Origin of the sequence: Brachybacterium sp. JB7, assembly GCF_003335205.1 — a bacterium.
GTDB classification, from domain to species: domain Bacteria; phylum Actinomycetota; class Actinomycetes; order Actinomycetales; family Dermabacteraceae; genus Brachybacterium; species Brachybacterium alimentarium.
On the sequence record NZ_QPGN01000006.1, the window covers coordinates 180,194 to 202,048 of the forward strand.

The 21,855-nt window shown below is 69.5% G+C and carries 21 protein-coding genes and 1 other RNA gene; 7 read left to right on the forward strand and 15 right to left on the reverse strand.

What is annotated here, in order from left to right:
• Positions 1-244: 244 nt before the first annotated feature.
• Both CIK81_RS09810 and CIK81_RS09815 read left to right on the forward strand, forming a co-directional pair.
• Positions 245-1,459 carry a glycine C-acetyltransferase gene (locus tag CIK81_RS09810; RefSeq protein ID WP_096163508.1) on the forward strand — a complete coding sequence of 405 codons (1,215 nt, stop codon included), beginning with the start codon at positions 245-247 and terminating at the stop codon, positions 1,457-1,459.
• Between the two features lie 7 nt (positions 1,460-1,466).
• Positions 1,467-2,540, forward strand: a complete 1,074-nt coding sequence (locus CIK81_RS09815; protein WP_199586342.1) for a phosphotransferase enzyme family protein — start codon at positions 1,467-1,469, stop codon at positions 2,538-2,540.
• 62 nt (positions 2,541-2,602) lie between these two features.
• On the opposite strand, the gene CIK81_RS09820 is transcribed toward CIK81_RS09815, so the two are convergent.
• Positions 2,603-3,604: a phosphotransferase gene (locus tag CIK81_RS09820; protein ID WP_114355650.1), complete on the reverse strand. Its 1,002-nt coding sequence runs from the start codon at positions 3,602-3,604 to the stop codon at positions 2,603-2,605.
• A 151-nt stretch (positions 3,605-3,755) separates the two neighbouring features.
• Between CIK81_RS09820 and CIK81_RS09825 the strand changes: the two genes are divergently transcribed.
• A complete protein-coding gene (locus CIK81_RS09825) occupies positions 3,756-4,625 on the forward strand; it encodes a sugar phosphate isomerase/epimerase (RefSeq protein WP_096197172.1) in 870 nt (289 codons plus the stop codon).
• A 178-nt stretch (positions 4,626-4,803) separates the two neighbouring features.
• Positions 4,804-6,834, forward strand: a complete 2,031-nt coding sequence (locus CIK81_RS09830) for a glycoside hydrolase family 3 protein (protein WP_096163505.1) — start codon at positions 4,804-4,806, stop codon at positions 6,832-6,834.
• A gap of 74 nt (positions 6,835-6,908) precedes the next feature.
• Here CIK81_RS09830 and ssrA read toward each other — a convergent pair.
• Positions 6,909-7,279, reverse strand: a transfer-messenger RNA (tmRNA) gene (gene ssrA / locus CIK81_RS09835).
• A gap of 213 nt (positions 7,280-7,492) precedes the next feature.
• Between ssrA and CIK81_RS09840 the strand changes: the two genes are divergently transcribed.
• Positions 7,493-8,056 carry a hypothetical protein gene (locus CIK81_RS09840; RefSeq protein WP_096163504.1) on the forward strand — a complete coding sequence of 188 codons (564 nt, stop codon included), beginning with the start codon at positions 7,493-7,495 and terminating at the stop codon, positions 8,054-8,056.
• A 136-nt stretch (positions 8,057-8,192) separates the two neighbouring features.
• Here CIK81_RS09840 and smpB read toward each other — a convergent pair whose 3' ends face one another.
• The 13 genes from smpB to CIK81_RS09905 form a co-directional block, all read right to left on the reverse strand.
• Positions 8,193-8,702 (reverse strand): SsrA-binding protein SmpB, encoded by a 510-nt coding sequence (smpB, locus tag CIK81_RS09845; protein WP_096163503.1) that lies wholly within the window; start codon positions 8,700-8,702, stop codon positions 8,193-8,195.
• Between the two features lie 164 nt (positions 8,703-8,866).
• Positions 8,867-10,201: a murein hydrolase activator EnvC gene (locus CIK81_RS09850; protein ID WP_096197170.1), complete on the reverse strand. Its 1,335-nt coding sequence runs from the start codon at positions 10,199-10,201 to the stop codon at positions 8,867-8,869.
• 2 nt (positions 10,202-10,203) lie between these two features.
• On the reverse strand, positions 10,204-11,121 hold the full coding sequence (ftsX, locus tag CIK81_RS09855; RefSeq protein ID WP_096163501.1) for a permease-like cell division protein FtsX: 918 nt from the start codon (positions 11,119-11,121) through the stop codon (positions 10,204-10,206).
• Entirely contained in the window at positions 11,118-12,020 is a 903-nt protein-coding gene (gene ftsE / locus CIK81_RS09860) for a cell division ATP-binding protein FtsE (RefSeq protein WP_096163500.1), read from the reverse strand. Before ftsE ends, ftsX begins: the two co-directional genes overlap by 4 nt.
• A gap of 163 nt (positions 12,021-12,183) precedes the next feature.
• The gene (prfB, locus tag CIK81_RS09865) at positions 12,184-13,299 is read right to left on the reverse strand and encodes a peptide chain release factor 2 (protein WP_096163499.1); all 1,116 of its coding nucleotides are present in this window, start codon (positions 13,297-13,299) and stop codon (positions 12,184-12,186) included.
• A gap of 93 nt (positions 13,300-13,392) precedes the next feature.
• Positions 13,393-14,571 (reverse strand): glycerate kinase, encoded by a 1,179-nt coding sequence (locus tag CIK81_RS09870; RefSeq protein WP_096197169.1) that lies wholly within the window; start codon positions 14,569-14,571, stop codon positions 13,393-13,395.
• Entirely contained in the window at positions 14,568-15,119 is a 552-nt protein-coding gene (locus CIK81_RS09875; RefSeq protein WP_114355651.1) for a pilus assembly protein TadG-related protein, read from the reverse strand. Before CIK81_RS09875 ends, CIK81_RS09870 begins: the two co-directional genes overlap by 4 nt.
• A complete protein-coding gene (locus tag CIK81_RS09880; protein WP_241964101.1) occupies positions 15,116-15,607 on the reverse strand; it encodes a TadE/TadG family type IV pilus assembly protein in 492 nt (163 codons plus the stop codon). Before CIK81_RS09880 ends, CIK81_RS09875 begins: the two co-directional genes overlap by 4 nt.
• Entirely contained in the window at positions 15,601-15,945 is a 345-nt protein-coding gene (locus CIK81_RS09885) for a TadE family protein (RefSeq protein ID WP_114306391.1), read from the reverse strand. The genes CIK81_RS09880 and CIK81_RS09885 overlap by 7 nt, the downstream gene beginning before the upstream one ends.
• Before the next feature lie 148 nt (positions 15,946-16,093).
• The gene (locus CIK81_RS09890) at positions 16,094-16,363 is read right to left on the reverse strand and encodes a hypothetical protein (RefSeq protein WP_096163495.1); all 270 of its coding nucleotides are present in this window, start codon (positions 16,361-16,363) and stop codon (positions 16,094-16,096) included.
• Between the two features lie 184 nt (positions 16,364-16,547).
• Positions 16,548-17,492 carry a type II secretion system F family protein gene (locus CIK81_RS09895; RefSeq protein WP_096163494.1) on the reverse strand — a complete coding sequence of 315 codons (945 nt, stop codon included), beginning with the start codon at positions 17,490-17,492 and terminating at the stop codon, positions 16,548-16,550.
• Positions 17,489-18,361 carry a type II secretion system F family protein gene (locus tag CIK81_RS09900; RefSeq protein WP_096163493.1) on the reverse strand — a complete coding sequence of 291 codons (873 nt, stop codon included), beginning with the start codon at positions 18,359-18,361 and terminating at the stop codon, positions 17,489-17,491. Before CIK81_RS09900 ends, CIK81_RS09895 begins: the two co-directional genes overlap by 4 nt.
• Positions 18,358-19,584 (reverse strand): CpaF family protein, encoded by a 1,227-nt coding sequence (locus tag CIK81_RS09905; RefSeq protein ID WP_096163492.1) that lies wholly within the window; start codon positions 19,582-19,584, stop codon positions 18,358-18,360. Before CIK81_RS09905 ends, CIK81_RS09900 begins: the two co-directional genes overlap by 4 nt.
• Positions 19,585-19,783: 199 nt before the next feature.
• Here CIK81_RS09905 and CIK81_RS09910 point away from each other — a divergent pair, with 199 nt between their 5' ends.
• Together CIK81_RS09910 and CIK81_RS09915 are read left to right on the forward strand one after the other, a co-directional pair.
• The gene (locus tag CIK81_RS09910; RefSeq protein WP_096163491.1) at positions 19,784-20,980 is read left to right on the forward strand and encodes a YihY/virulence factor BrkB family protein; all 1,197 of its coding nucleotides are present in this window, start codon (positions 19,784-19,786) and stop codon (positions 20,978-20,980) included.
• 1 nt (position 20,981) lies between these two features.
• A complete protein-coding gene (locus tag CIK81_RS09915) occupies positions 20,982-21,728 on the forward strand; it encodes an SOS response-associated peptidase (RefSeq protein WP_114355652.1) in 747 nt (248 codons plus the stop codon).
• The last annotated feature ends 127 nt before the right edge of the window (positions 21,729-21,855 follow it).

Below are 21,855 nucleotides of genomic sequence, written 5' to 3' on the forward strand. Positions count from 1 at the left end.
GGCCAGCAGTCGGCCCACCGCGCCCCGAAACCCCGCATCCCGCATCCCGCGTCCCGCACCCTCACGAAGCAACCAGCGCCCTTCGTCGAGAACGCACCGCACGCACCACGCACCACGCACCACGCACCACGCACCACGCACCACGCACCACGCACCACGCACCACGCACCACGCACCACGCACCACGCACCACGCACCACGCACCACGCACCACGCACCACGCACCGACCATGGAAGGACCCCCGTGTACACGGACCTCAAGGACCAGCTGACCGCCGAACTCGCACAGATCCAGGAGGCCGGCACCTTCAAGCACGAACGCGTCATCTCGACCCCGCAGAGCAACCGCATCACCGCCGGTCCGCTGGGCCGCGACGGCGCCGAGGTGCTCAACTTCTGCGCCAACAACTACCTGGGGCTCGCCGACCATCCGGACCTGCTCGCGGCGGCGAAGCAGGCGCTGGACGAGCGCGGCTTCGGCATGGCGTCCGTGCGCTTCATCTGCGGCACCCAGGACCTCCACCTCGAGCTGGAGAAGAAGGTCTCGGCGTTCCTGAGCACCGAGGACACGATCCTGTTCTCCTCGTGCTTCGATGCCAACGGCGCCGTGTTCGCGCCGCTGTTCGGCCCCAAGGACGCGATCATCTCGGATGCGCTGAACCATGCCTCCCTGATCGACGGGATCCGCCTGTCCAAGGCGGTCCGCTACCGGTACCGCAATGCCGACCTCGAGGACCTGCGCGCCCAGCTCGAGTCCACCCGCGCCCAGAACGACGGCGCCGGCGCACGCCGCACGATCATCGTCACCGACGGCGTGTTCTCGATGGACGGCTACCTCGCCCCGTTGGACGGGATCTGCGATCTGGCCGACGAGTTCGGTGCGCTGGTGCTCGTGGACGACTCCCACGCCGTCGGCTTCATGGGCGCCACCGGCGCCGGCACCCCGGAGCACTTCGGGGTCTCGGACCGGATCGACCTGTACACCGGCACGTTCGGCAAGGCCCTCGGCGGGGCCAGCGGCGGCTATGTCTCCGGTCGCGGCGAGATCGTCGCGCTGCTGCGCCAGACGGGCCGGCCCTACCTGTTCTCCAACTCGCTGGCACCGTCGATCGTCGCCGCCACGCTGGCCGCCCTCGACCTGGTCGCCGGCAGCGCCGACCTGCGCGCCGCCCTGTTCCGCAACGCGGAGCTGTTCCGTCGTCGGATGACCGAGGAGGGGTTCGAGCTGCTCGAGGGCGAGCATGCGATCGTGCCGGTGATGTTCGGCGACGCCGCGCTCGCCGGACGCATCGCCGACGCGATGCTCGAACGAGGCGTGTTCGTCACCGCGTTCTCCTACCCGGTGGTCCCGCGCGGCAAGGCCCGGATCCGGGTGCAGCTCTCGGCCGCCCATACCGAGGAGGACGTCGAGGCGGCGGTCCAGGCGTTCGTCGCCTCCCGTGCCGCCGTGCAGAACTGACCCCGGCGTGCCGAGGGACACCATGCTCGAACCGGGCCTGTCCATGCTCTGGGAGACGACGGATCCCCGCGAAGCTCTGCGTGCGCGCTTCGGCTTCGACGGTCTTGGGGGCGCCCGCGACTGGATCACGACGATTCTGCGCGCCCATTGGGGCATCACCGTGCACGACTGCCCGCGTCTGGTGATCAGCGACCAGAACGTCATCGCCTGGGTGACCGGGGTGTCAATGGGTCCCGGCTGGATCAGAGAAGCAGCTGGCGAGGGAGAGCAGCCGCGACGTGATGGCGGTGGCGGACGGTTCATCGTGAAGTGGTCGGGGGATCCCGAACGATTTGACGCACTCCGGGCGTCGACCGCCCTGGTGCGAGACATCGCGGAGCCGGGCATCCTCGTTGCTGCACCGATCCCCTCGGCAGACGGGGAGGTGCGCCTCGAGCTCGACGGTCCGTCGGGGCCCTTGTCCGTCGCCGTCCTGCCTGAGATCGACGGCGACTGGCTCGACGTGGCCGATGAGCGGGCCGTGCGCTCAGCCGGGCAGATGCTGGCGCGGATCCACGACGCGCTGCGGCGTCACGACCCCGGGAAGAGCGCAGTTCCCGGGCCGGGCGAAGCGCTCCCCCGGCGGCTCGACGAGTGGTGGGAACGATCCGACCGGGGACTGGCCCAGGAGGCCTCGGCACGGTTGCGGCAGCTTCTTGCCTCCGCGCCGCCGCCACCGGCCGCACAGCAGCTCGTCCACCATGATTATCGCGCCGCGAACATCCTCACTCGTGCTGGACAGGTGGTCGCAGTCCTGGATTTCGAGGAGGTGGGGAGGGCTCCCCGGATCGATGATCTGGCCCGCGCGAGTGTCTACCTGGCAACCCGGTTCACCGACTGGTCCCCGACTCCGGCCGCCGCGCGAGCCGCCCTCCGTGCCGGCTACGAGTCGATCTCCCCGATCGGCGCAGCGGAGCAGCAATGGCTGGAGATCCTGACCCTCTGGTACGGCATCAGCGCCATTCCCCCTGGCAAGAACCGCGCCGAGTGGCAGGCGGCCGTGGATCCCGGACCGCGCGCCGACGCGACGGACACGATCTGAACGCCCTCCTCAGGGACTCTGGTGACCGTGACGTCCGGCCGGGCCGGGCCGGGCCGGGCGTCTCAGCCTCGAAGCAGCCGTCCAGCGACCTGCCCCAAGGGATGGTTCGACGGGTACGCCCCGGTCAGGCTCAACGCCATGCGCGTCGCCCAGGCGTGGGCGCGAGCGACGAGCGGGCCCCAGATCTCGTCGACCTCGATGCCCTCCCAGCTCGCGGACGCGCGGTAGGTCTCGAGGGGCGCGGCGCCGAGCCCGTGCAGGAGCAGTGCGCCGAGATCGCTCGCCGGGTCACCGGCCGTGGTGTCGCCCCAGTCGATGAGCGCGGCGACGACGCGGTTCCCCTCGGCGGCGTCGTCGACCACGACGTTTCCCGGGTGCGGGTCACCGTGCAGCAGCAGATCCTCGCCGGTCCACGCCCGGGCTGCCAGCCCGCGCTCCCAACGATCCACGGCATGCGCCTCGCAGCGCGGGGGAAGCTCTGCTTGCTCCAGGTCCTCGGCGAAGGCGTGCGCGCGGGTCGAGAGCGGGACCCCACGCACCGTGCTGCGCTCCATCAGCGGCACCTCGGAGGAATGCACCTGGGCGAGCATCCGCGCCAACTGCTCCCCCGCCCTGATCCGCCCCGCGGAGTCCGCCTCCGCGGCGGTGATGCCCGGCAGCCAGGGAATCAGCAGTGCATCCTTAGCAGTCGCGAGCGGGGCGGGGACGCGCATCGCGAGCTGGTCGCTCCGTGCAGCGAGATGCCTCAGCACCGTCACCTCGCGTGCCAGCAGCGGTCGTGCGCTCCTGCGCCGCACCACCCGCGCCACCAGGGTCGTCCCGTCGGCCTCGCCCACGGGCCACAGCACGTTGTCCCAGCCCTCCCCCAGAGGCTGCGCACCCAGCCTCCACACACAGTGCTCGAGCGAGATTCCGGGTTCGGGGAGCCAGAATCCCTGGAGCGCCCCGACTGCCTGCACATCCACCGGGAGGTCCGCCGCGGGCGGCCGGGGCGCAGCCCGGGCAGCCGGGCCCTCGCCTGCCGATCCTGCGCCGTGGAGGCGTCCTGCTTCGGGCTGCGACATCGCCCCAGACTACGAGCCCGCGAGGCCGCCGCACCGGGCAACCATCGGCAAGATCCTGAGCGCCTCGCCCGCGCTGGATAGCGTGGATGGCGACGGGCGACGAGGACTCGCCCCCGGGCGATGCGGCCCGGACACACCCCAGGAGGTTCGCATGGCACGAATCGGTATCCAGCTCATGATGCTCAAGGAACATGTCGCCCAGGACGGCATCCTGCCCGTGCTCAGGCGTGTGAAGGACACCGGCTTCGAGGTCGTCGAGGTGTCCCAGATCCCCATGACCGAGGAGAACGTGGCCGGCATGGAAGCCGCTCGCGACGAGCTCGGCATCCATTTCGCGGCGATCTCCGCGAAGACCTCCGCGCCCGAGGACAGCGACGAGCTGACGCTGGCGAAGCACTTCGACCTCCACGTCGAGCACGCCCGCCGTCTGGGCACGAAGCATCTGCGGATCGGCATGATGCCGCTGAGCGCGATGGCGTCCCAGGAGGCCTTCGACGCGTTCGCCGCCGAGGCCGACGGATATGCCCGACGCATGGCGGACGCGGGCCTCCGCCTCAGCTACCACAACCACCACGTCGAGTTCGCGAAGCTCGGCGGCGTCACGCTGCTCGACCAGCTCCGTCAGAAGGCGCCCCACCTGCGCTACGAGATCGACTGCCATTGGGTGCAGCGCGGCGGCCGCGATCCCGAGCGTACCCTTGCCGACTTCGACGGCGTGCTGGACCTCGTCCACCTCAAGGACTACCGCATCACCCTGCCGCCGGCCGAGGTGCTCGCCGCGGCCGCCGGCGGGGATCGGTCCGCGTTCACCCGCTTCTGGGGCGGGGAGATCGTGCAGTTCGCCGAGGTAGGCCAGGGCACGCTGGACTGGAAGCCCGTCATCGAGCAGGCCCTCGCCTCCGGAGCTCAGCACCTGCTCATCGAGCAGGACCAGACCTACGGCCGTGACATCTTCGACGCCCTCACGATGAGCCGTGAGCACCTCGTCTCGCTCGGCTTCGGCGCACTGATCACCGGCTGACCCGACCGTCCCGCGGCTAATCCACCCGTCCATCGGCTGCTCCACCGCCGCACGCCACACGCCACACGCCACACGCCACACGCCACACGACGCAGCGGCCACACTCATCAGGCCATGCCGTGCCGTGGCCGTCGCCGTCTTTCGCCCCCTTCTCCGGACCCACCCCACAGGAGCCTTCATGACCCAGCAGGTCCCCCTCTCCAGCCGCGTCAAGCAGATCATCGAGGTCGACGGGCTGCAGTTCCGGGACCTCGATGGGGACGGCGAGCTCACCCCGTTCGAGGACTGGCGGCTGGCCCCGGCCGAGCGGGCGGCGGACCTGGTCTCGCGGATGTCTCCGGACGAGAAGCTGGGGCTGATGGTGATCAGCTCGCGACCGATGGGCATCTCGCAGCACGACACGGAGCTCACCAGTCACGACGGGGCGGTCGACGAGCAGCATCTGCCGCTCAAGCTCGACCCGCACACCAGCGCAGGCATCCCCTTCCAGGGCACCACCGAAATGATCCGGGGCATGCACATGCGCCACTTCATCATGCGCGAGGAGCCCACCGGATCGCGGATCGCGACCTGGATCAACGCGATGAACGAGATCGCGGAGGACACCCGATGGGGCGTTCCCGTGATCGTCGCCGCGAACTCCAAGAACGAGGCCGGCGGGTTCAAGATGGGCGCCACACCCGAGGACCTCCCGTTCACCCAATGGCCGGGCACACTCGGCCTCGCCGCCACCGGGTCGCTCGACGTCATCGAGGATTTCGCCGCCCAGTCGCGGGCCGAGTGGCTCGCCTCCGGGCTCCGCAAGGGCTACATGTACATGGCCGATGTCTTCACCGACCCGCGCTGGTTCCGCGGCCACGGAACCTTCGGCGAGGATCCCGAGTTCGTCTCCCGCGCGATGGACGCGATCGTGCGCGGCTTCCAGGGCGGCGACCGCCTCGCGGCCGACGGCGTGGCCCTGACCACGAAGCATTTCCCCGGCGGCGGCGCCCGGGAGAACGGCACGGATCCCCATTACGCGGAGGGCCGTTTCAACATCTACCCGACGCCAGGGTCCCTCGAGGAGTACCACCTGCCTCCGTTCCAGGCGGCGATCGATGCCGGGACCTCCTCGGTCATGCCCTACTACGCGATCCCGTCGGACGAGAAGTCCTCCACCCCGCAGGGTCGGGTCACGCAGTTCGAGCAGCTCGGATTCGCCTTCAACAAGGAGATCCTGGACCTGCTGCGGTCGATGGGCCATCGCGGCTACATCAACTCCGACTCGGGCATCCTCTCGAAGATGGCCTGGGGCGCCGAGGAGCTCACCACGGCCCAGCGGGTGGGCCTGGCCGTGATGGCCGGCACCGACATGTTCGCGGACACCAACGACGTCGACGCCGTGCGTGATGCCTTCGTCTCCGGCTTCTTCACCTCCGCGCGGCTCGACGAGGCGGCGCAGCTGCTGCTCGAGGAGCTGTTCACCCTCGGACTGTTCGAGAACCCCTACGCCGACCCCGCCGAGGCGGACCGCATCGTCCGGAACACGGAGGCAGCTGCGGCGGCGGAGGATGCCCACCGACGCTCCGTCGTCCTCGCCAAGAACCACGACGCCGTGCTGCCGCTCACGCCTGCCTCCCTCACCGGCAAGCGCGTGTACGTCGAGCTCATGGCCAAGGAGCTCACGGTCAAGGAGCTCGACGCCCTGCGGTCCCGGATCGAGCAGGCGCATCCGGATGTCGCGTTCACCACCGACCATCGCGGAGCGGACGTCGCGATCGTGCTCATGAAGCCCTTCGTCGGCGCGTACTTCGAGTTCGTGGGGGTCGCCGACCTCGCCATCGATGACCACTCCCACGTCGACATCGAGAAGGTGCGCCGCATCCGCGAGAGCGTCGACACCCTGGTGATCGGGCTGAACGCCATGTACCCGTGGCTGCTCGACGCGATCGAGCCGCTGGCGGACGGCCTGCTGGTCGGCTTCGAGTCCCGCTACGAGACGATGGTCGACGCGGTGCTGGGCGAGTACTCCCCCAGCGGTCGCCTGCCGATCACGTTCCCGATCGACGCCGACGCGATCGCGGTGGATGCGGACGGCCGCTGCGCGTCCCCCAACGACGTGCCGGGCTACGCCAAGGAGCGGCACATGGACGGCCGCCCCTACGTCTACGTCGATGCGGACGGCAACCGCTACGAGCTGGGGCACGGGCTCACGTACGACGTCGCCTGAGCGGCACCGGGCACGCAAAAGGCCCCCTCCCCGCGCAGCAACGCAGGTGAGGGGGCCTTTCGTGGTGAGTGCAATGGTGGAGCCGGCGGGAATCGAACCCGCGTCCGATAGTGCGGAGCAAGAGCTTCTCCGGGCGCAGTCCGTATTATCGTTTTCTCAGTCCCGACGCTCGCACGAACACGTCGTCGACGGACTCAGTCACTCTGAAGTGTTCATCCTTCCCCGATGACGAGGGTCGGCAGCAGTGGCTCCTTAGATGATGGAACGATCCGGGTCAGGAGCAAGCCCGGGGTTCCAGACTGCTAACGCTGATCAGGCAGCGAGAGCGAAGTCAGTGCGCTTGGATTCGGCACTTATTGGTTTCCAGAGGACGTTAACGAGATGACTCTGGCTTCTCGGCCCGCTTCCCCTTGCTGGACAACTACCGTCGAAACCGATCGGCCCCCAGCGTGGGTCTGCAGCACAGATATCGGCGATCCCGAGGGATCGCCCTTGCACTCACGATTCTGTTGTCAAACAGCCACGAGCACCGGGTCTCCCCGCATGCCGTTCCTTGAGTCTACCGCGACTGCCTGTCGAACTGAAGCGAATATCCCTCAGCTCACGGCGAAGCGGTCATCCCTGGACCGCACGCGGCCGCAGAGCCCATCATGATCCCATGGTCGGATTCACCGCAGCAGGAGTGCAGGTCATGGTCGATGACGACACCCTGCGGGAGGTGGTCGCCGATCCCGAGGCCCTCGCGCGCTGGTGCACGGAGAACCCGGAGGATCCCCGCGTCGTTGCTCATCTGCGCATGCTGGGTCGTCTCGACGAGGCAGCGATCGCCGCCCGGCGCTCCCTCGAGGACCCGGCTCTGCCGCCTCTCATGCGCGCGGTGCGACGCACCAGGTATGCCCACGTGCTGCAGTGGCAGGGCGCGTTCACCGCGGCCGAGGAGCAGTTCGACCTCGCCGCCGAGGAGACCGGTTTCGAGGATCCGACCTCCCCCTCCTCGCTGTCCGTGCTCGCTGCGGTGTTCCAGCATCGTGCGAAATGCCGTTTCGAGCACGGTCTCCGGGAGCTGCGCTCGGGCCGGGAGGTCTCGGCGACGGGGCTTCGGGGCCTGGCCCTGGAGGATGCGCGCCGGGCGCTGGTGATGCGCGAGATGCTCGGTGCCGGCGACGAGGGGATCCTGGAGTCGAGCCGACAGACCGTGGCCCGGCTCGAGCGCGACGACTGACCAGGTCCAGGACAGGCCTCGGAGCGCCAGACGGCGTGATCGTCCGGGCCGGAGCGCGTGAATTCGCGTCGGCCCGTCACCCTCAGCGTGCGAGGAGCGCCTCCCTCAGCGCTGGCGGTGCGTTCCGACAGGAAGGTCAGGCGAGTTCGCGCTGCCGCATGGCGCGCTGCGCCTCACGCAGGTCCTGCTGCTCGCGCAGAGTCTGCCGCTTGTCCCATTCCTTCTTGCCGCGCGCCAGGCCGATGACGACCTTCGCGTGCGAGCCCAGGAAGTACATCTCCAGCGGGACGATCGTGAAGCCCTTCTCGCGGGACTTGCTCGCCAGGCGCTCGATCTCCTGCTTGTGCAGCAGCAGCTTGCGCTTGCGTCGGGCTGCGTGATTGGTCCAGGTGCCCTTGACGTACGGGGCGATGTGGACGGCGTCCATCCAGACCTCACGGCCCTCCACGAAGCAGTAGCCGTCGATCAGGGAGGCGCCGCGATCGCGCAGCGACTTCACCTCGGTGCCGGACAGGACGATTCCCGCTTCCCAGGTGTCGTCGATGTAGTAGTCGTGCCGAGCACGCTTGTTCGACGCGATGAGCTTCTTCTCGGGACCGTCTTCCCTGGCGGCTTTCTTCGCCGCCGTCTTCTTCTTCGCCGCCATGGAGTCCCTCCGTTCCGCAGTCGATCTGCGCCAGGTGCCGGCCGGGCTCGTACCGCGACCGAAGACCAAGCTTACGCGGTGATCACCGCAGGACGCGAGACAATATGGCCCGCTCGACGCCGACCGTCCCGACGCGGGCGGGCCCGGTCACGCGCCGCTCTGCGTCACAGGTAGTTCGCGGGGTTGACGGAGTTCCCGTCCTCCTGGACCTCGAAGTGGAGGTGGCAGCCGGTCGAGGAGCCCGTCGTGCCCACGTAGCCGACGGTGTCACCGGCGGAGACCTGCGCGCCCACCGGCTTCGCGAAGCCCTGCAGGTGGTGGTACGAGCTGGTGACCAGTTTCCCGTTGTGGATGCCGTGGCTGAGGATGATCTTGTTGCCCGCACCGCTGTTGTGCGTGCGAGCGATGACGCGACCGGAATGGGTCGCCCCCACCGAGGTCCCGCACGCGACCGGGAAATCGACTCCGGCATGCAGCTTCCGCGTGTGGTAGATCGGGTGGTAGCGCCAGCCGTAGTTCGAGTTCATGCGCGAATTCACCGGGTAGTTCCAGCCTCCGCCGGTGTTCGCGGAGCCGCCGCTGCTGCTCTTCTTGCCCGTGCCGCTCCCGCTGCTGCTCTTCTTCTTGGCCGCTTCGGCCGCCTTCTGCTCGCGTTCGCGCTCCTGGCGGGCGAGCTCCTCGATCTCCGTGTCCAGGGTCGAGCTGCGATCCTCCAGGTTCGCCTCGTCCTCCTGGTACTTCGTCTTCTTGGCCTCGAGGTCGTCACGCTGGGTCTTCTGCGTGGCGTAGAGGTCGTCGAGGTCGGCCTTCGCGGCGGCGGCGGCGTCCTCCGCGTCGGCGGTGCGCTGGACGGCCTGCTCGGACTCGAGCTTCAGTGCGTCGATCTCCTCGCGCACTGCGGTGAGGCGGTCCGCGGAGTTCTCCGTGACCGCCTGGTCGGCGCGCAGGGTGTCCAGGCGGCTCCCCTGGGAGGACATCGTCAGGCGGTAGTTCATCGAGCGATCCACCGCGTCCTGCGGGTCCTGCCCGCCGGTGTAGATGGTCGACGGATTGGGCAGCCCGCCGCCCTTGTAGGCGTCCAGAGCGACCTGCGCCAGCTCGTCGTCGCTGCGGTCGACCTCTTCCTGACCGGTCTCGACCTCTCCGGAGAGCTGCTTCTCCTCGTCCTGGGCGGCCGTGAGGCGCTCCCCGGTGAGCCGATCGTCCTCACGGGCGGCCGCGAGCTCGGCCTGAGCGTCCTCGAGATCCTGCTGCGCCTCCGGGATGAGCAGTTCCGTCTCCGCCAGGGCGATGTAGGTGTCGGCGAGCTCATCGTTCACCCCGCCGAGATCGATGCGGAGGTCCTCGAGCTGCTGGTCGACCGTCTCGCGCTCGGCGATCTTGTCCTGCTTGGTGCCCTCGGCCGAGGCCGGCGACAGCGGTCCGGCCAGCGAGGGCGTGAGGACCAGCAGGACGGTCGCGGCGAGAGTCAGCGGACGGCGCAGGATGCTCGGGGACATGCTCACACCTTCAGATAGCGGTTCAGGGAGACCACCGACGAGGCGATCGAGAGGATCGCGCCGAGCGCGACGAGGACGGGCGCGGCCCAGATCAGGTCGGCGACGCCCACCGTGATCAGGTCGCTGCCGAGGGTCGGCGCGAGCCAGCCCTGGACGATGTAGTCCAGGCCCAGCCACAGCATGCCGGAGGCGATCACGCCGCCGATGATCGCGGCGACCGCCCCCTCCAGCAGGAACGGGAGGCGGATGAAGAGGTTCGAGGCGCCGACCAGCCGCATGATGGCGATCTCGCGGCGACGGTTCGCCACCGACATCCGGATGGTAGTGGCCACCAGGAGCAGCGCGGCGATCAGCATCAGGACCGCGAGCCCGAGCGCGAACAGGGTCGACTGGTTCAGCACATCGATGAACGGGGCGAACGTGCTGAGGAGGTCGGTGACCTCGTCGACCCCGTCGCGACCCTGGAAGAACTCGACGACCGCAGCGGATTCGTCGGCGTCCTGGAGGGTGATGTGGAAGGAGACGGGCATGTCCTCGGCGGTGAAGTTCGAGACGAACCCCTCCCCGGCGAACTGCTCCTGATAGATCCCGAGCGCCTCGTCCTGGGAGCGCTCGTCGTAGGACGCGATGTAGGGCGAGAGCACGTCGCCGTCCAACGCCTCGCGCACCGAGTCGATCTGCGCGTCGGTGGCCGCGCCGCCGGCACAGGAGGCGGCGGTGGAATGCGGTGAGCACAGGAAGATCGTCACCTGCGACTGCTCGACGAGAGTGTCCTTCATGTCCATGATCTGCTTCTGCATGATCAGTCCCGTGCCCACGAAGGTCAGGGACACCGCGGTCACGATCACGACGGAGATGACCATGGCGATGTTCCGCCAGAGCCCGGAGAGGATCTCCCCGGAGATGTAGCGCATCCTCATCGCAGAGCCTCCCCGTCCTCGTCCTCGGCGAACGCGTCCTCGTGCTGCTCCAGCAGCGCATCGCGCTCGTCGATCAGCTCCTCCTCCAGCACGTCCCCGGCAGGCCCGTCCTCTGACGCAGGCTGCTCGCCCTCGTCCACGAGGAGCGCGGACGGCAGTTCGGAGCGGTGGGCGGAGTCATCGGGAAGGTGCCCGGAGATCACGCTGACCGGGGTCTCGCTCTCGTACAGGCCCTCGCGCTCGTCACGCACGACGCGGCCCCCGACCATCTCGACCACGCGGCGGCGCATGCGGTCCACCGCGCCGTGGTCGTGGGTGGCCATGACCACGGTGGTGCCACGCTCGTTGATCTCGCTGAGCAGATCGAGGATCCCTTCCGCGGTCGAGGGGTCGAGGTTGCCCGTCGGCTCATCGGCCAGGAGGATCGAGGGTCGGTTGACGTAGGCGCGGGCGATGGCGACGCGCTGCTGCTCACCGCCGGACAGCTCGTGCGGGAGTCGCTTGCCCTTGTCCTCCAGACCCACCATCTCGAGCATCTCGGGCACCAGTCGGCGCACCACCTTGCGGGGCGTGCCGATCACCGCCAACGCGAACTCGATGTTCTGGTAGGCCGTCTTGGACGGCAGCAGGCGGAAGTCCTGGAACACCATCCCGATGTCCCGGCGGAGTGCGGGAACCTTCCAGGACGGGATGCGGGAGAGGTCCCGGCCCGCCACGTAGACGGTGCCGAGCGTGGGGGCGGTCTCCTTGAGCACCATGCGCATCATGGTGGACTTCCCGGAGCCCGAGGCGCCGACGAGGAACACGAACTCCCCGCGGGCGAACTCGATGTCGAGGTTCTCCACCGCGGGGTGCTGGCCACGCATGTACGTCTTGGTGACGTTGTCGAAACGGATCACGGGTGCCTGTTCACATCGGGGGAGGCGTTCTGTCCCAGAGTAGGGTCGCCGACGCGCGAATCGCCGCAGGCTGACTCGTGAACGAGGTCAAAACCTGGTCAAGGTCTGGTGCCGGTGCTCACACCAGGTGGATCAGCGGACTGCAGGCCCCCGACGGCGCTGATCAGTCCTGCAGCTTGCCCTGCTCGGCGCGCCACCGGATGCCGGCGTCGATGAACTCGTCGATCTCACCGTCGAACACCGAGGAGGGGTTGCCCTCCTGGTACTCGGTGCGCAGGTCCTTGACCATCTGATACGGGTTCAGCACGTAGGAGCGCATCTGGTCGCCCCAGCTGGCCTTCACGTTGCCCGCGAGCTCCTTGCGCTCAGCGGCCTCCTCGGCCTTCTTCAGCAGCAGCAGGCGAGACTGCATGACGCGCAGCGCAGCGGCACGGTTCTGGATCTGGGACTTCTCGTCCTGCATGGAGACGACGGTCCCGGTGGGCAGGTGCGTCATGCGCACTGCGGAGTCCGTGGTGTTCACGGACTGCCCGCCGGGGCCCGACGAGCGGAAGACGTCGACCTTGAGGTCGTTGTCGGGGATCTCGATGGAGTCGGTGGACTCGATCAGCGGGATGACCTCGACGGCGGCGAAGGAGGTCTGGCGACGCCCCTGGTTGTCGAAGGGGCTGATGCGCACCAGGCGGTGGGTGCCGCCCTCGACGGACAGGGTGCCGTAGGCGAAGGGTGCGGAGATCTCGAAGGTGACCGACTTCAGCCCCGCCTCTTCCGCGTAGGAGGTGTCCATGACCTTGTGCGCGTGGCCGTGCCGCTCCGCCCAGCGCAGGTACATGCGCATGAGCATCTCCGCGAAGTCCGCGGCGTCCACGCCACCGGCGCCGGCGCGGATCGTGATGACCGCGTCGCGCTCGTCGTACTCGCCCGAGAGCAGGGTGCGCACCTCGAGCTCGTCGAGCGTCTTGTGGATCGAGACCAGCTCCTGCTCGGCCTCTTCGAGGGTGTCAGCGTCGTCCTCCTCGGCGGCGAGCTGGACCATGACCTCGAGGTCCTCGATGCGCGAGGAGAGCTGGCTGATGCGTCGACGCTCGGACTGCGCGTGGGAGAGGGACGAGGAGACCTTCTGCGCGTTGTCGACGTCGTCCCACAGGTCCTGGGACGATGCCTGCTTCTCGAGGTCGGCGATCTTGGCGTCGAGCGCCTCGATGTCGGTCACCTGCTCGATCGACGACAGGGTCGAGCGGAGCTGGGGGATCTCTACGGAGAAGTCGATGGAAGTCACGAGGCCCGAGTCTACGGCAGGAGCCTGGACCGGGCCGACGAATCGGTCCGTCCCGGGGCTCCCCGGGAGCGTTCCGGGCTCTCCCGGTATCGTTCAGCGGCCTGCAGCGCCCGACCCGTCGCGCGCGGCAGCATGCTCCTGCTGCGGGGCATCCACGAGCCAGGTGCCGAGGTCGCGCCCCACCTCGACCAGCCACCTCGCCGGATCGGCGATCGCCTTCTCGACGGATCCGGCGCGCGAGGTGAGATCCCACGCCCTGGTGATCCCGGCCTCGTGCAGCTCGTCCTCGGACAGGGTGATCGCTCCGGCGACCGCCGCCACCGGGAGCCCCAGATCATGGGCGCGACGGGCGATCTCGGCAGGCCCCTTCCCCTGGAGCGTCTGTGCATCGAGCTTCCCCTCCCCCGTCACCGCGACGTCGGCGCGGGCCAGGAGGGACTCGACGCCGGCGAGCTCGAACACGGCGTCGGCCCCGGAGCGCTGGGCGGCACCGAGCAGGAACAGTGCGAACCCGGTGCCGCCGGCGGCGCCGGCACCGGCGGCGTCCCGGCACGCATGCGCGGGGTCCAGGATCTCCGCAGCGGCGCCGAGGACCGCGTCGACCACCGCGATGTCCTCCGACGGGATCCCCTTCTGCGGTCCGTACACCGCGGTGGCGCCGTCGTCTCCCAGCAGCGGATTGGTCACGTCGCTCGCGGCGATCAGCTCGATCCCTTCCAGCGCCTCGAGCGCCGGGGCGAGGTCGACCGAGGCGAGAGTCGCCAGGCCGTCGACCCCTGCAGCGATGTCCTCCCCGGCGGCGGTCAGCAGCCGCCCGCCGAGGCCCTGGAGCAGACCGGCCCCGGCGTCGGTCGAGGAGCTGCCGCCGAGTCCGACCATGACCGAGCGAGCCCCGGCGGCGACGGCGGCGAGGATCAGCTCGCCCAGACCACGGGTGGAGGCCGCGCGGGGGGCGAGTTCGTCACCGGGGAGGGCGCGGAGGCCGACGGCCTCGGCGAGCTCGACGACGGCCAGCCCGTCCGAGAGCGCCCAGCGCGCACTGCGGGACTCCCCCGTCGGTCCGGTGATGAGACTCGTGCGCTCCTTGGCGCCGGCGGCGAGCGCGGCGTCCACGGTGCCATCGCCGCCGTCGGCGATCGGGCAGGCGAGCAGCTCGACGGCGGGTGCCGTGTCCCGGATCCCGCGGGCGAGCGCCTCGACCACCTCGGCGGCGCCGAGCGTTCCCTTGAACTTGTCGGGGGCGAGCAGTGCGGTCGTGATCGGGGTGGTCATCGCGATCTGGCCTCTCCTTGAACGGTCAGGGGGACGGACAGTCCCGTCCTTCGTGTGAACCATCCTGCCAAGGGCGGATGGGTGCGAGCGGTGACCACGACGCGGACGGTCCCGTCCCCGTCGACGGAGACGTCGAGCACCTGCACGTCCTCGGTGCTGGTCGTGTCCAGGGGATATCTGCGCAGCTGCTCCTGCGCGGCACGACGCGCGAAACCGGCGTGGAGGGCGTTGCCGTCGCCGGTGGTGTAGAGCCGCGCGGGGTCCACCGCCTGCGAGGCGGCGAGCGCGGCGCTGTCCGCAGCGGCCTGCAGGCCATTGCGCTCCAGGTGGACCCCGGTGACGGCGGTGCCGACGCCGATCACCATGAGGATCACGACGAGCACTCCCGTGGTCAGGATGGTCATGGACCCCCGGGGATCGCGCAGCCTGGAGAGCACCCGGCACCGGCCCCGACGTGAGTCCTCGGTGCCGTTCACTGTCGGCGCTTCGGTCCCGTTCACGGTCGGCTCCTCGAACCCGTGCACGGTCGGCTCGTGGTGTCCGCTCATGGGGCCCCCTCCCCGTACTGGTCGACCTGGACGGCGTGCGCGGATCCCACCGTGACCGGTCCGGTATCACCGAGGATCGGGCCGAGACCGGGGACGGGAACCGGGATCCGTACCCGCGCGGTGACGGTCCCTCCCGCGGTCGCACACGGGTCCTCGCTGCAGCGGATCTCCACGACGTCGCTCACGGGGAGGCGGTAATCCTCGAGGATCATCGTGGTGTGCTGCCAAGTTCGCGCGGTGGCGTTCTCGGGATCGGCGTCGACGGCGTGGATCCGGGCTGCGTCCCGGGCGATGGTGTCGGCGGCGAAGACTGCCGCCTGGACGGACCCGAGCGTGAGCACGAGGTAGAGGGAGGGGATCAGCAGCGCGGCCGAAAGCGCCACGAACTCGACGATCGTGTTGCCGTCCTCGTCGCGCAGGCGGTTCCGTGCGCCGTTGCATCGGCGATGCCGAGGGCCGATCGCGCAGGGCGCGACGAGCGTCACCATGCCTCCTCATCCAGTGCGCGTCCCTCGACGCGGAGCGTCCCCGCGGGGCCGAACAGTCCCACCAGAGGCAGGTTCGCGCGCACGTGGACCGTGATGGTGCCGTCGGCGTCCTCCGACGCCGTGGCGGCGACCTGGTACGAGCTCCCGAACCGCTGCTGGACGAGCTGCTCCGCCCGTGCGGCACCGTCGTCGGGGGCGGCTCCGACCAGGGAGGCGTGGTGGGCGCCCTGGACGGCGGCATCGATGAGCGTGTTGCGGGTGTGGAGGACGAGGGCGGCCTGCACCACGGCGAGGGCGATGAGGATGATCAGCACCGCGACCATCGGGAACTCCGCCACCGCCGAGCCCTCCTCCCGGCGCAGGTCGCGCGCCAGCTGCCGGCCGGGGCTCGTGCGTGATCGGCCGCGTCGGGCCGGAGGGCAGGGTGATGCCACGAGTGTCGAGGACGGTGCGGTGATCACGGTGAGAACTCGGGAGCGACGGCGATCAGAGGCTTCCGCCGAGGAACGGCGCCATGGCGTTCTCGAAGATCTGCACGATCTGCTCGGAGGCCACGGCCCAGAGGGCGACGACGATCCCGGCAGTCATGAGCGTGATCAGCACCCATCCGGGCACGTCGCCGCGATCGGAACCCAGACGCTCGACGAGCTGCGACGTCCTGCTCTGCGGCTCGACCGCTGCGCCGTGCCGCGGGCCGCGGTATGCGACACGCCCTCGGCGGGACCGACGGTGGAGAGTGGTGCGGTGAATGGTCATGTCTGGCTCCTCGGCAAGGATCCCGGAGTGTTTCTTCGGGATCGGGTCGGCGGTGCGGGGCGTGCTCGTTCAGGTATCTGGAGAGGCAGCCGGCGGCCGGCCTCGACGGGCAGGACCGGAGGGGGTCGGCGGGCAGTTCCCGGCAGCGAGAGGTGCCGGGCGCCTCCCGGCGGCATCGGCGCCCTCACAGGGCGATCTCCAGCACGGCGATTCCCGGAAAGATCGCGAAGACCACCACGAGCGGCATCACGAAGAACACGACGGGCATCAGCATGTAGATCTCGCGGCGACCGGCGATCTCCATCAGATCGCGCTTGGACGCCTCCCGGGCATCCTGTGCCTGGGCGCGCAGCACGTCCGCCAAGGGCGTGCCGCGTTCGATCGCCACGGAGACGCCCTCACCGAAACGCCCCAGCGAGGCCAACGGCGTACGTGTCCCCAGGGAAGCGAGCGCCTGGGCGACGGAGGTGCCTGAGCGGATGTCCGCGACGGTGGCCGCGAACTCCTCGGGCAGGGCGCCGGTGGAGGTGTGCGCGACCCGTTCCATCGCCGCGATGGGGCTCTCGCCCGCAGCCACGGCGAGCGCGAGCAGGTCCGCGACCGTGGGGAACTCCCGCGCCATCCGGGCGGCACGGCGCGTGATCTCCCGTCCCAGGAGGTAGTCGCGCAGGAGCACTCCGAGCAGCGTGCCGAGAGCGACGATGCACAGTCCCAGCACGGGGCTCGCGCCGCGGGAGCTGATCGCCAGCAGCGCCACCACGAGGCCGAGGAGCAGGCCGAGCACAGCGAAGACCACCTGCTCGACGCGGAACGAATCCACGGAAGAGCGTTTCCCCGCCAGGCGCAGCCGCCGTTCGAGCTGGTCCGCCCCGCCGGTGAGGCGTTCGAGCAGACCCAGGCCGCGGTGCGCGATCGGGCCGAAGAGGTTCTCGGCGACGAGTCGCGTCCTGCTGGTGCTCGCTGGGGCGCTGAACAGGGAGGCGGAGCGGGAACGACGCAGATACGGGTCGATGCGCGCGCCGAGATCGCGGGAGCGCAGCCATGGCAGGCGGCCTGCCACCAGGGCGAGCCCGATCCCGAGCATGAGACCGAGGAGCGCTCCCAGGAGGGCGATTCCGGAGGTCGTCATCGCAGCACCCTCTCGTCCTGCGGCAGACGCGCGATACGCAGCATCACGCGATAGGCGACCAGAGAGACTGCTGCTCCGATGAGGATCATCGACATTCCCATCGGGGAGTCGTATGCCTGCGCTGCCTGCGGACGGGTCGACATCAGCGCCAGCACGGCCCACGGGGCGACGAGCGCGAGGCGTGCCGCGTTGATCGTCCAGGACTGGCGGGCCTCGAGCTCGGCGCGGGTGCGGGCGTCCTCGCGGAGGAAGGTCGCCAAGGTGCGCAGGAGTCCACCGAGATCGGTACCTCCGACGTCGCGCGTGATCCTCAGGGCTTCGACGATCCGATCTCCGACAGGATCGGCGAGGCGGGTCTTCAGTCGGTCCAGGCAGGCAGCGAAGTCGCCGCTGGCCTGGTAGTCGAGCGAGAACTCGTGGAATGCCGGCCGCAGCCCCTCCGGCCCCTTGTGGCTGAGCTGGACCAGCGCTTCGGGCAGGGAGAGGCCGGCTCTGATGGCGGAGTTGACGTGATCGACCGCTTCGGGCCAGACCTCGCGCAGTTCAGTGGTGCGACGGCGGGCCGCGGAGCGCAGGAAGACGATGGGCAGGGCCATCGATGCCGCGCCGATGGTCACGGAAGGGACCACAGCGCCGGAGAGCGACCACAGAGCAGCCGAGACCACCAGGCCCAGTCCTGCGCTCAGGGCCGGCACCGCAGCCGGCGGAACGGAGGTGAGCCCGACGGTCACCAGGTCGTCGCGCATCCGATCCATCGCCCGACCGATACGTCCCCGTCGCACCGAGTGACCGTCCTGCTCCCACAGCGACCACCAGATCGACAGCAGACCGAGGCCGGCGATCAACCCGAGGAATGCTCCGTCGCTCATGCTGCCTCCGGACGCCCCAGCAGGGCATGGAGATCGTGATCGGCACGTGCGAAACGTTCGGCGTGGGGAGGATGGCCTTCCCCGCGCACGAGACGATCCCCGCGCAGCGTGAACAGCTCGGAGATCTCGATGACCTCGTCCTCCACCCGACCGCTGAGCCCTGCGATCTCCCGCACCCGGCGGCGCCCGTCCGCGAGCATGTCCAGGTGCACCACGAGGTCGATCGCACTGGCCACGGTGGGCACCACGAAGCGACTGGAGATGTTCTCCCCGGCCAGCAGCGGCAGCGTGCAGAGCTTGGTGACCGCGTCGCGCGCGGAGTTGGCATGGATCGACGCGAGTCCGGGCAGGCCGCTGTTCAACGCGATCAGCATGTCCAGTGCCTCGGCCTCGCGGACCTCCCCGACGATCACCCGGCTGGGACGCATGCGCAGCGCCTCCTTCACCAAGCGGCGCATCGAGATCTCCCCTGTGCCCTCGAGGTTCGCCTGGCGCGTCTGCATCGCGACCACGTCGCGCAGGCCCAGATCCAGCTCGAAGACCTCCTCGATGGTGACGACCCGTTCGCGGGCACCGATCGACTGCGCCAGGCACCGCAGGAAGGTGGTCTTGCCCGCCCCGGTCGCGCCGCTGGCGATCACGTTCAGTCCCGAGCTGATCGCTGCGTCGAGGAAGTCCGCGGCCTGAGCGGTCAGCGATCCGAGGGCGACCAGGCCCTGGAGGTCGATGGCCTTGGCGACGAACTTGCGGATGTTGATCGCCCAGTGGGTGCGCGTGACGCTGGGGATCACGACGTGCAGGCGCGATCCGTCCGGCAGCAGGGCGTCGACGAACGGGGTGCTCATGTCCAGGCGCCTGCCCGAGCTCACCAGCATCCGCTCGACGATGCCGCGGACCTCGGCGTCCGAGAGGACGATCGTGGTGAGCTCGCTGCGTCCGTTGCGCGCGCAGAAGACCTGGCTCGGCGAGTTCAACCAGATCTCCTCGACCGTGGGGTCGTCGAGCATCTCCTGGAGCGGTCCGAAACCGCCGATGCGTGCGGCGACCTCGGCCACCATCGTGTCGCCGTCGTGGAGCACCGGCACCTCTCCGGAGGAGGAGCGGTAGTCGTAGTCCGCGACGACCTCCCGGATCAGCGGCTCGAGCTGGTCGGCACGCACGTCCAGTCCCCGACGGCGGATCAGCTCCCGCGATTCCGCCTCGATGATGGTGGCGGTCTCCATCCAGTCCCCTCCCGACCCGACCGACCGGTCCCTCCAGTCGCAATGTGCTGCGCAGCACATCCGCGGTCACTGTAGAGGGATCAGCCGTGCCGCGCCGCGCGAAGTCAGGAATTGTGGACAACTCTCCCAGGGTCCGACCATGGCAGGATGACGTGACGCCTGTCCCAGAGATCGTCCCCACTACCAGGAGCCCTTCCTCATGGCCGACTCCCCCGATCCGTCCTCCTCGCGCCTCAGCCGCCCCACCGTGAAGTACATGGCGAAACGTGTGCTCTCGGAGTTCTCCCGCGATGGGGGCACGGACCAGGCCGCGAAGCTCACCTATTTCATGGTGCTGTCGATCGCTCCGACGCTGCTGGCGCTGTTCTCCTTGGCCACGCTCCTGCTCGCCCCGGTCAAGGACCAGATCGCCGCGCTCATCACCGATGCGATCGAGTCTGCCGCGAGCGGTTCCGAGCTCGGTGCCGGCGATGCGGTCGCGTCGACCGTCGAGTCCCTCATGGGCTCGGCGACCGGCGGCACCGTCGCGCTGATCATCGGTATCGCCACCGCCCTGTGGTCCGCCTCGGGGTACATCAAGGCGTTCGGCCGCGTCGCCAACCAGGTCTACGAGATCCCTGAGGGCCGAGGACCGGTCCGCCTGATCCTCTCGATGCTCGGGCTGACGATCGCCATGATCCTCGGCATCCTCCTGATCTTCGTGTCGATCCTGCTGAACCAGTCGCTCGTGGACGGGCTGCTGGGCCCGATCGCCTCCGCCTTCGGCGCCCAGGGCGTGCTCACCTTCCTGACCGGATCGTTCCTGCCCGTCTGGGCCTGGGTGAAGTGGCCCGTGATCCTGGTGATCGCCTTCGCACTGATCTCGCTGCTGTACTGGGGCGCCCCGAACATCGCCAAGCCGTTCCGCCTCATCTCCCCCGGCGGTGTGTTCGCGATCATCGGCATCGCCATCGCCGCGGTCGCCCTGTCGATCTACATGGGCACCGTGGCCGGGTACTCGAGCTACGGCGCCATCGGCGGCATCATGGCCGTCCTGTTCGCCCTGTGGATCATCAACATCGTGATCATCCTCGGTGCCGAGGTGGACGCGGAGTTCGAGCGAGCTCGCGAGCTGGAGTCCGGCAAGCCCGCCGAGGACGACCTCACCCTCCCGATGCGTGACTCGAAGGCGGCGGAGAAGGCCGAGGCCAAGCGCGAGGACATCATCGATCAGGGCCGCGACATCAGGCTGAAGAACTTCCACCGCGACGCCGAGGCCTACACCGGCGAGGACGCCCGCCTCACCCCGCGTCACGGCGTGCCGACGGTCGATCCCGCTTCCGTCGACGGCAGCGAGGGCCCCACCGCCGATCAGGCCACCACCGGCGAGCCCACCGAGGATCCGAAGGGCTCCTGACATGTGCGGGCGCTTCGCGTTCTTCCAGGAGATCGATCCGCTGGTCGACGACCTCGGGGCCGTCGACCTCGCGGATCCGCAGCTGCGCAGCCGGTGGAACATCCCGCCGACGGCGCCGATCCACGTGGTCACCGAATCGATCGACCCGGGCTCCCGGACGATCACCCGCGCGCTGCGTGTCGCCCGCTGGGGCCTGCTGCCCCCGTTCGCGACGGACTCCTCGTTCTCCTCACGCACCTTCAACGCCCGCCGCGAGACCCTCGCAGAGAAGCCGAGCTTCCGCGGGAGCCTCGGCCGCTGGCGTGCGATCGTCCCGATGGACGGGTACTACGAGTGGGTGCGCGACGAGCAGGGCAGGCGCGGGCAGCCGCACTTCATCGCCCCGGCCGACGGCTCCCCGCTGTACATGGCGGCGCTGGTCTCCTGGTGGAAGGGGCCCGGGCACCACGCGGGCCCGGCCGCCAGCGAGGACGGCGATTTCCTGCTCAGCGCCACGATCATCACCCGCGAGGCCGTCGGGGAGCTCCGCGACCTCCACGACCGCACCCCGGTGATGCTGCGCCGCAGCGAGCTCGATGTGTGGCTCGACAGCTCGATGGATGACCGGCACGCCGCCCAGGAGTGGATCCTGGACGACACCCACCTGCTGGACGATGCCGCGCTCGAGATCCGCGAGGTGGATCCCGCAGTCGGTGCGGTCGGCAACGACGGCCCCGAGCTGCTCGAAGCGCCGCTGCGCCTGCTCTGACCGTGCCGGCGCCTGCGGCGACCGGGTGCCTCCCGGCAGATCCGCACCGGCACCCGCACCCTGCGTCGGACCGGTCCCACCCGCGGGTCAGACCGCGGTCTGACGCACGCGGAGCCCTCTCCCCCGT

Coding starts and splice junctions, on each gene's coding strand:
- CIK81_RS09820 (WP_114355650.1), bottom strand. CDS start 3,604: ATGTCGCAGCCCGAAGCAGGACGCCTCCACGGCGCAGGATCGGCAGGC.
- CIK81_RS09825 (WP_096197172.1), top strand. CDS start 3,756: ATGGCACGAATCGGTATCCAGCTCATGATGCTCAAGGAACATGTCGCC.
- CIK81_RS09830 (WP_096163505.1), top strand. CDS start 4,804: ATGACCCAGCAGGTCCCCCTCTCCAGCCGCGTCAAGCAGATCATCGAG.
- CIK81_RS09840 (WP_096163504.1), top strand. CDS start 7,493: ATGGTCGGATTCACCGCAGCAGGAGTGCAGGTCATGGTCGATGACGAC.
- smpB (WP_096163503.1), bottom strand. CDS start 8,702: ATGGCGGCGAAGAAGAAGACGGCGGCGAAGAAAGCCGCCAGGGAAGAC.
- CIK81_RS09850 (WP_096197170.1), bottom strand. CDS start 10,201: ATGTCCCCGAGCATCCTGCGCCGTCCGCTGACTCTCGCCGCGACCGTC.
- ftsX (WP_096163501.1), bottom strand. CDS start 11,121: ATGAGGATGCGCTACATCTCCGGGGAGATCCTCTCCGGGCTCTGGCGG.
- CIK81_RS09870 (WP_096197169.1), bottom strand. CDS start 14,571: ATGACCACCCCGATCACGACCGCACTGCTCGCCCCCGACAAGTTCAAG.
- CIK81_RS09875 (WP_114355651.1), bottom strand. CDS start 15,119: ATGAGCGGACACCACGAGCCGACCGTGCACGGGTTCGAGGAGCCGACC.
- CIK81_RS09880 (WP_241964101.1), bottom strand. CDS start 15,607: ATGGTGACGCTCGTCGCGCCCTGCGCGATCGGCCCTCGGCATCGCCGA.
- CIK81_RS09890 (WP_096163495.1), bottom strand. CDS start 16,363: ATGACCATTCACCGCACCACTCTCCACCGTCGGTCCCGCCGAGGGCGT.
- CIK81_RS09895 (WP_096163494.1), bottom strand. CDS start 17,492: ATGACGACCTCCGGAATCGCCCTCCTGGGAGCGCTCCTCGGTCTCATG.
- CIK81_RS09900 (WP_096163493.1), bottom strand. CDS start 18,361: ATGAGCGACGGAGCATTCCTCGGGTTGATCGCCGGCCTCGGTCTGCTG.
- CIK81_RS09905 (WP_096163492.1), bottom strand. CDS start 19,584: ATGGAGACCGCCACCATCATCGAGGCGGAATCGCGGGAGCTGATCCGC.
- CIK81_RS09910 (WP_096163491.1), top strand. CDS start 19,784: ATGGCCGACTCCCCCGATCCGTCCTCCTCGCGCCTCAGCCGCCCCACC.
- CIK81_RS09915 (WP_114355652.1), top strand. CDS start 20,982: ATGTGCGGGCGCTTCGCGTTCTTCCAGGAGATCGATCCGCTGGTCGAC.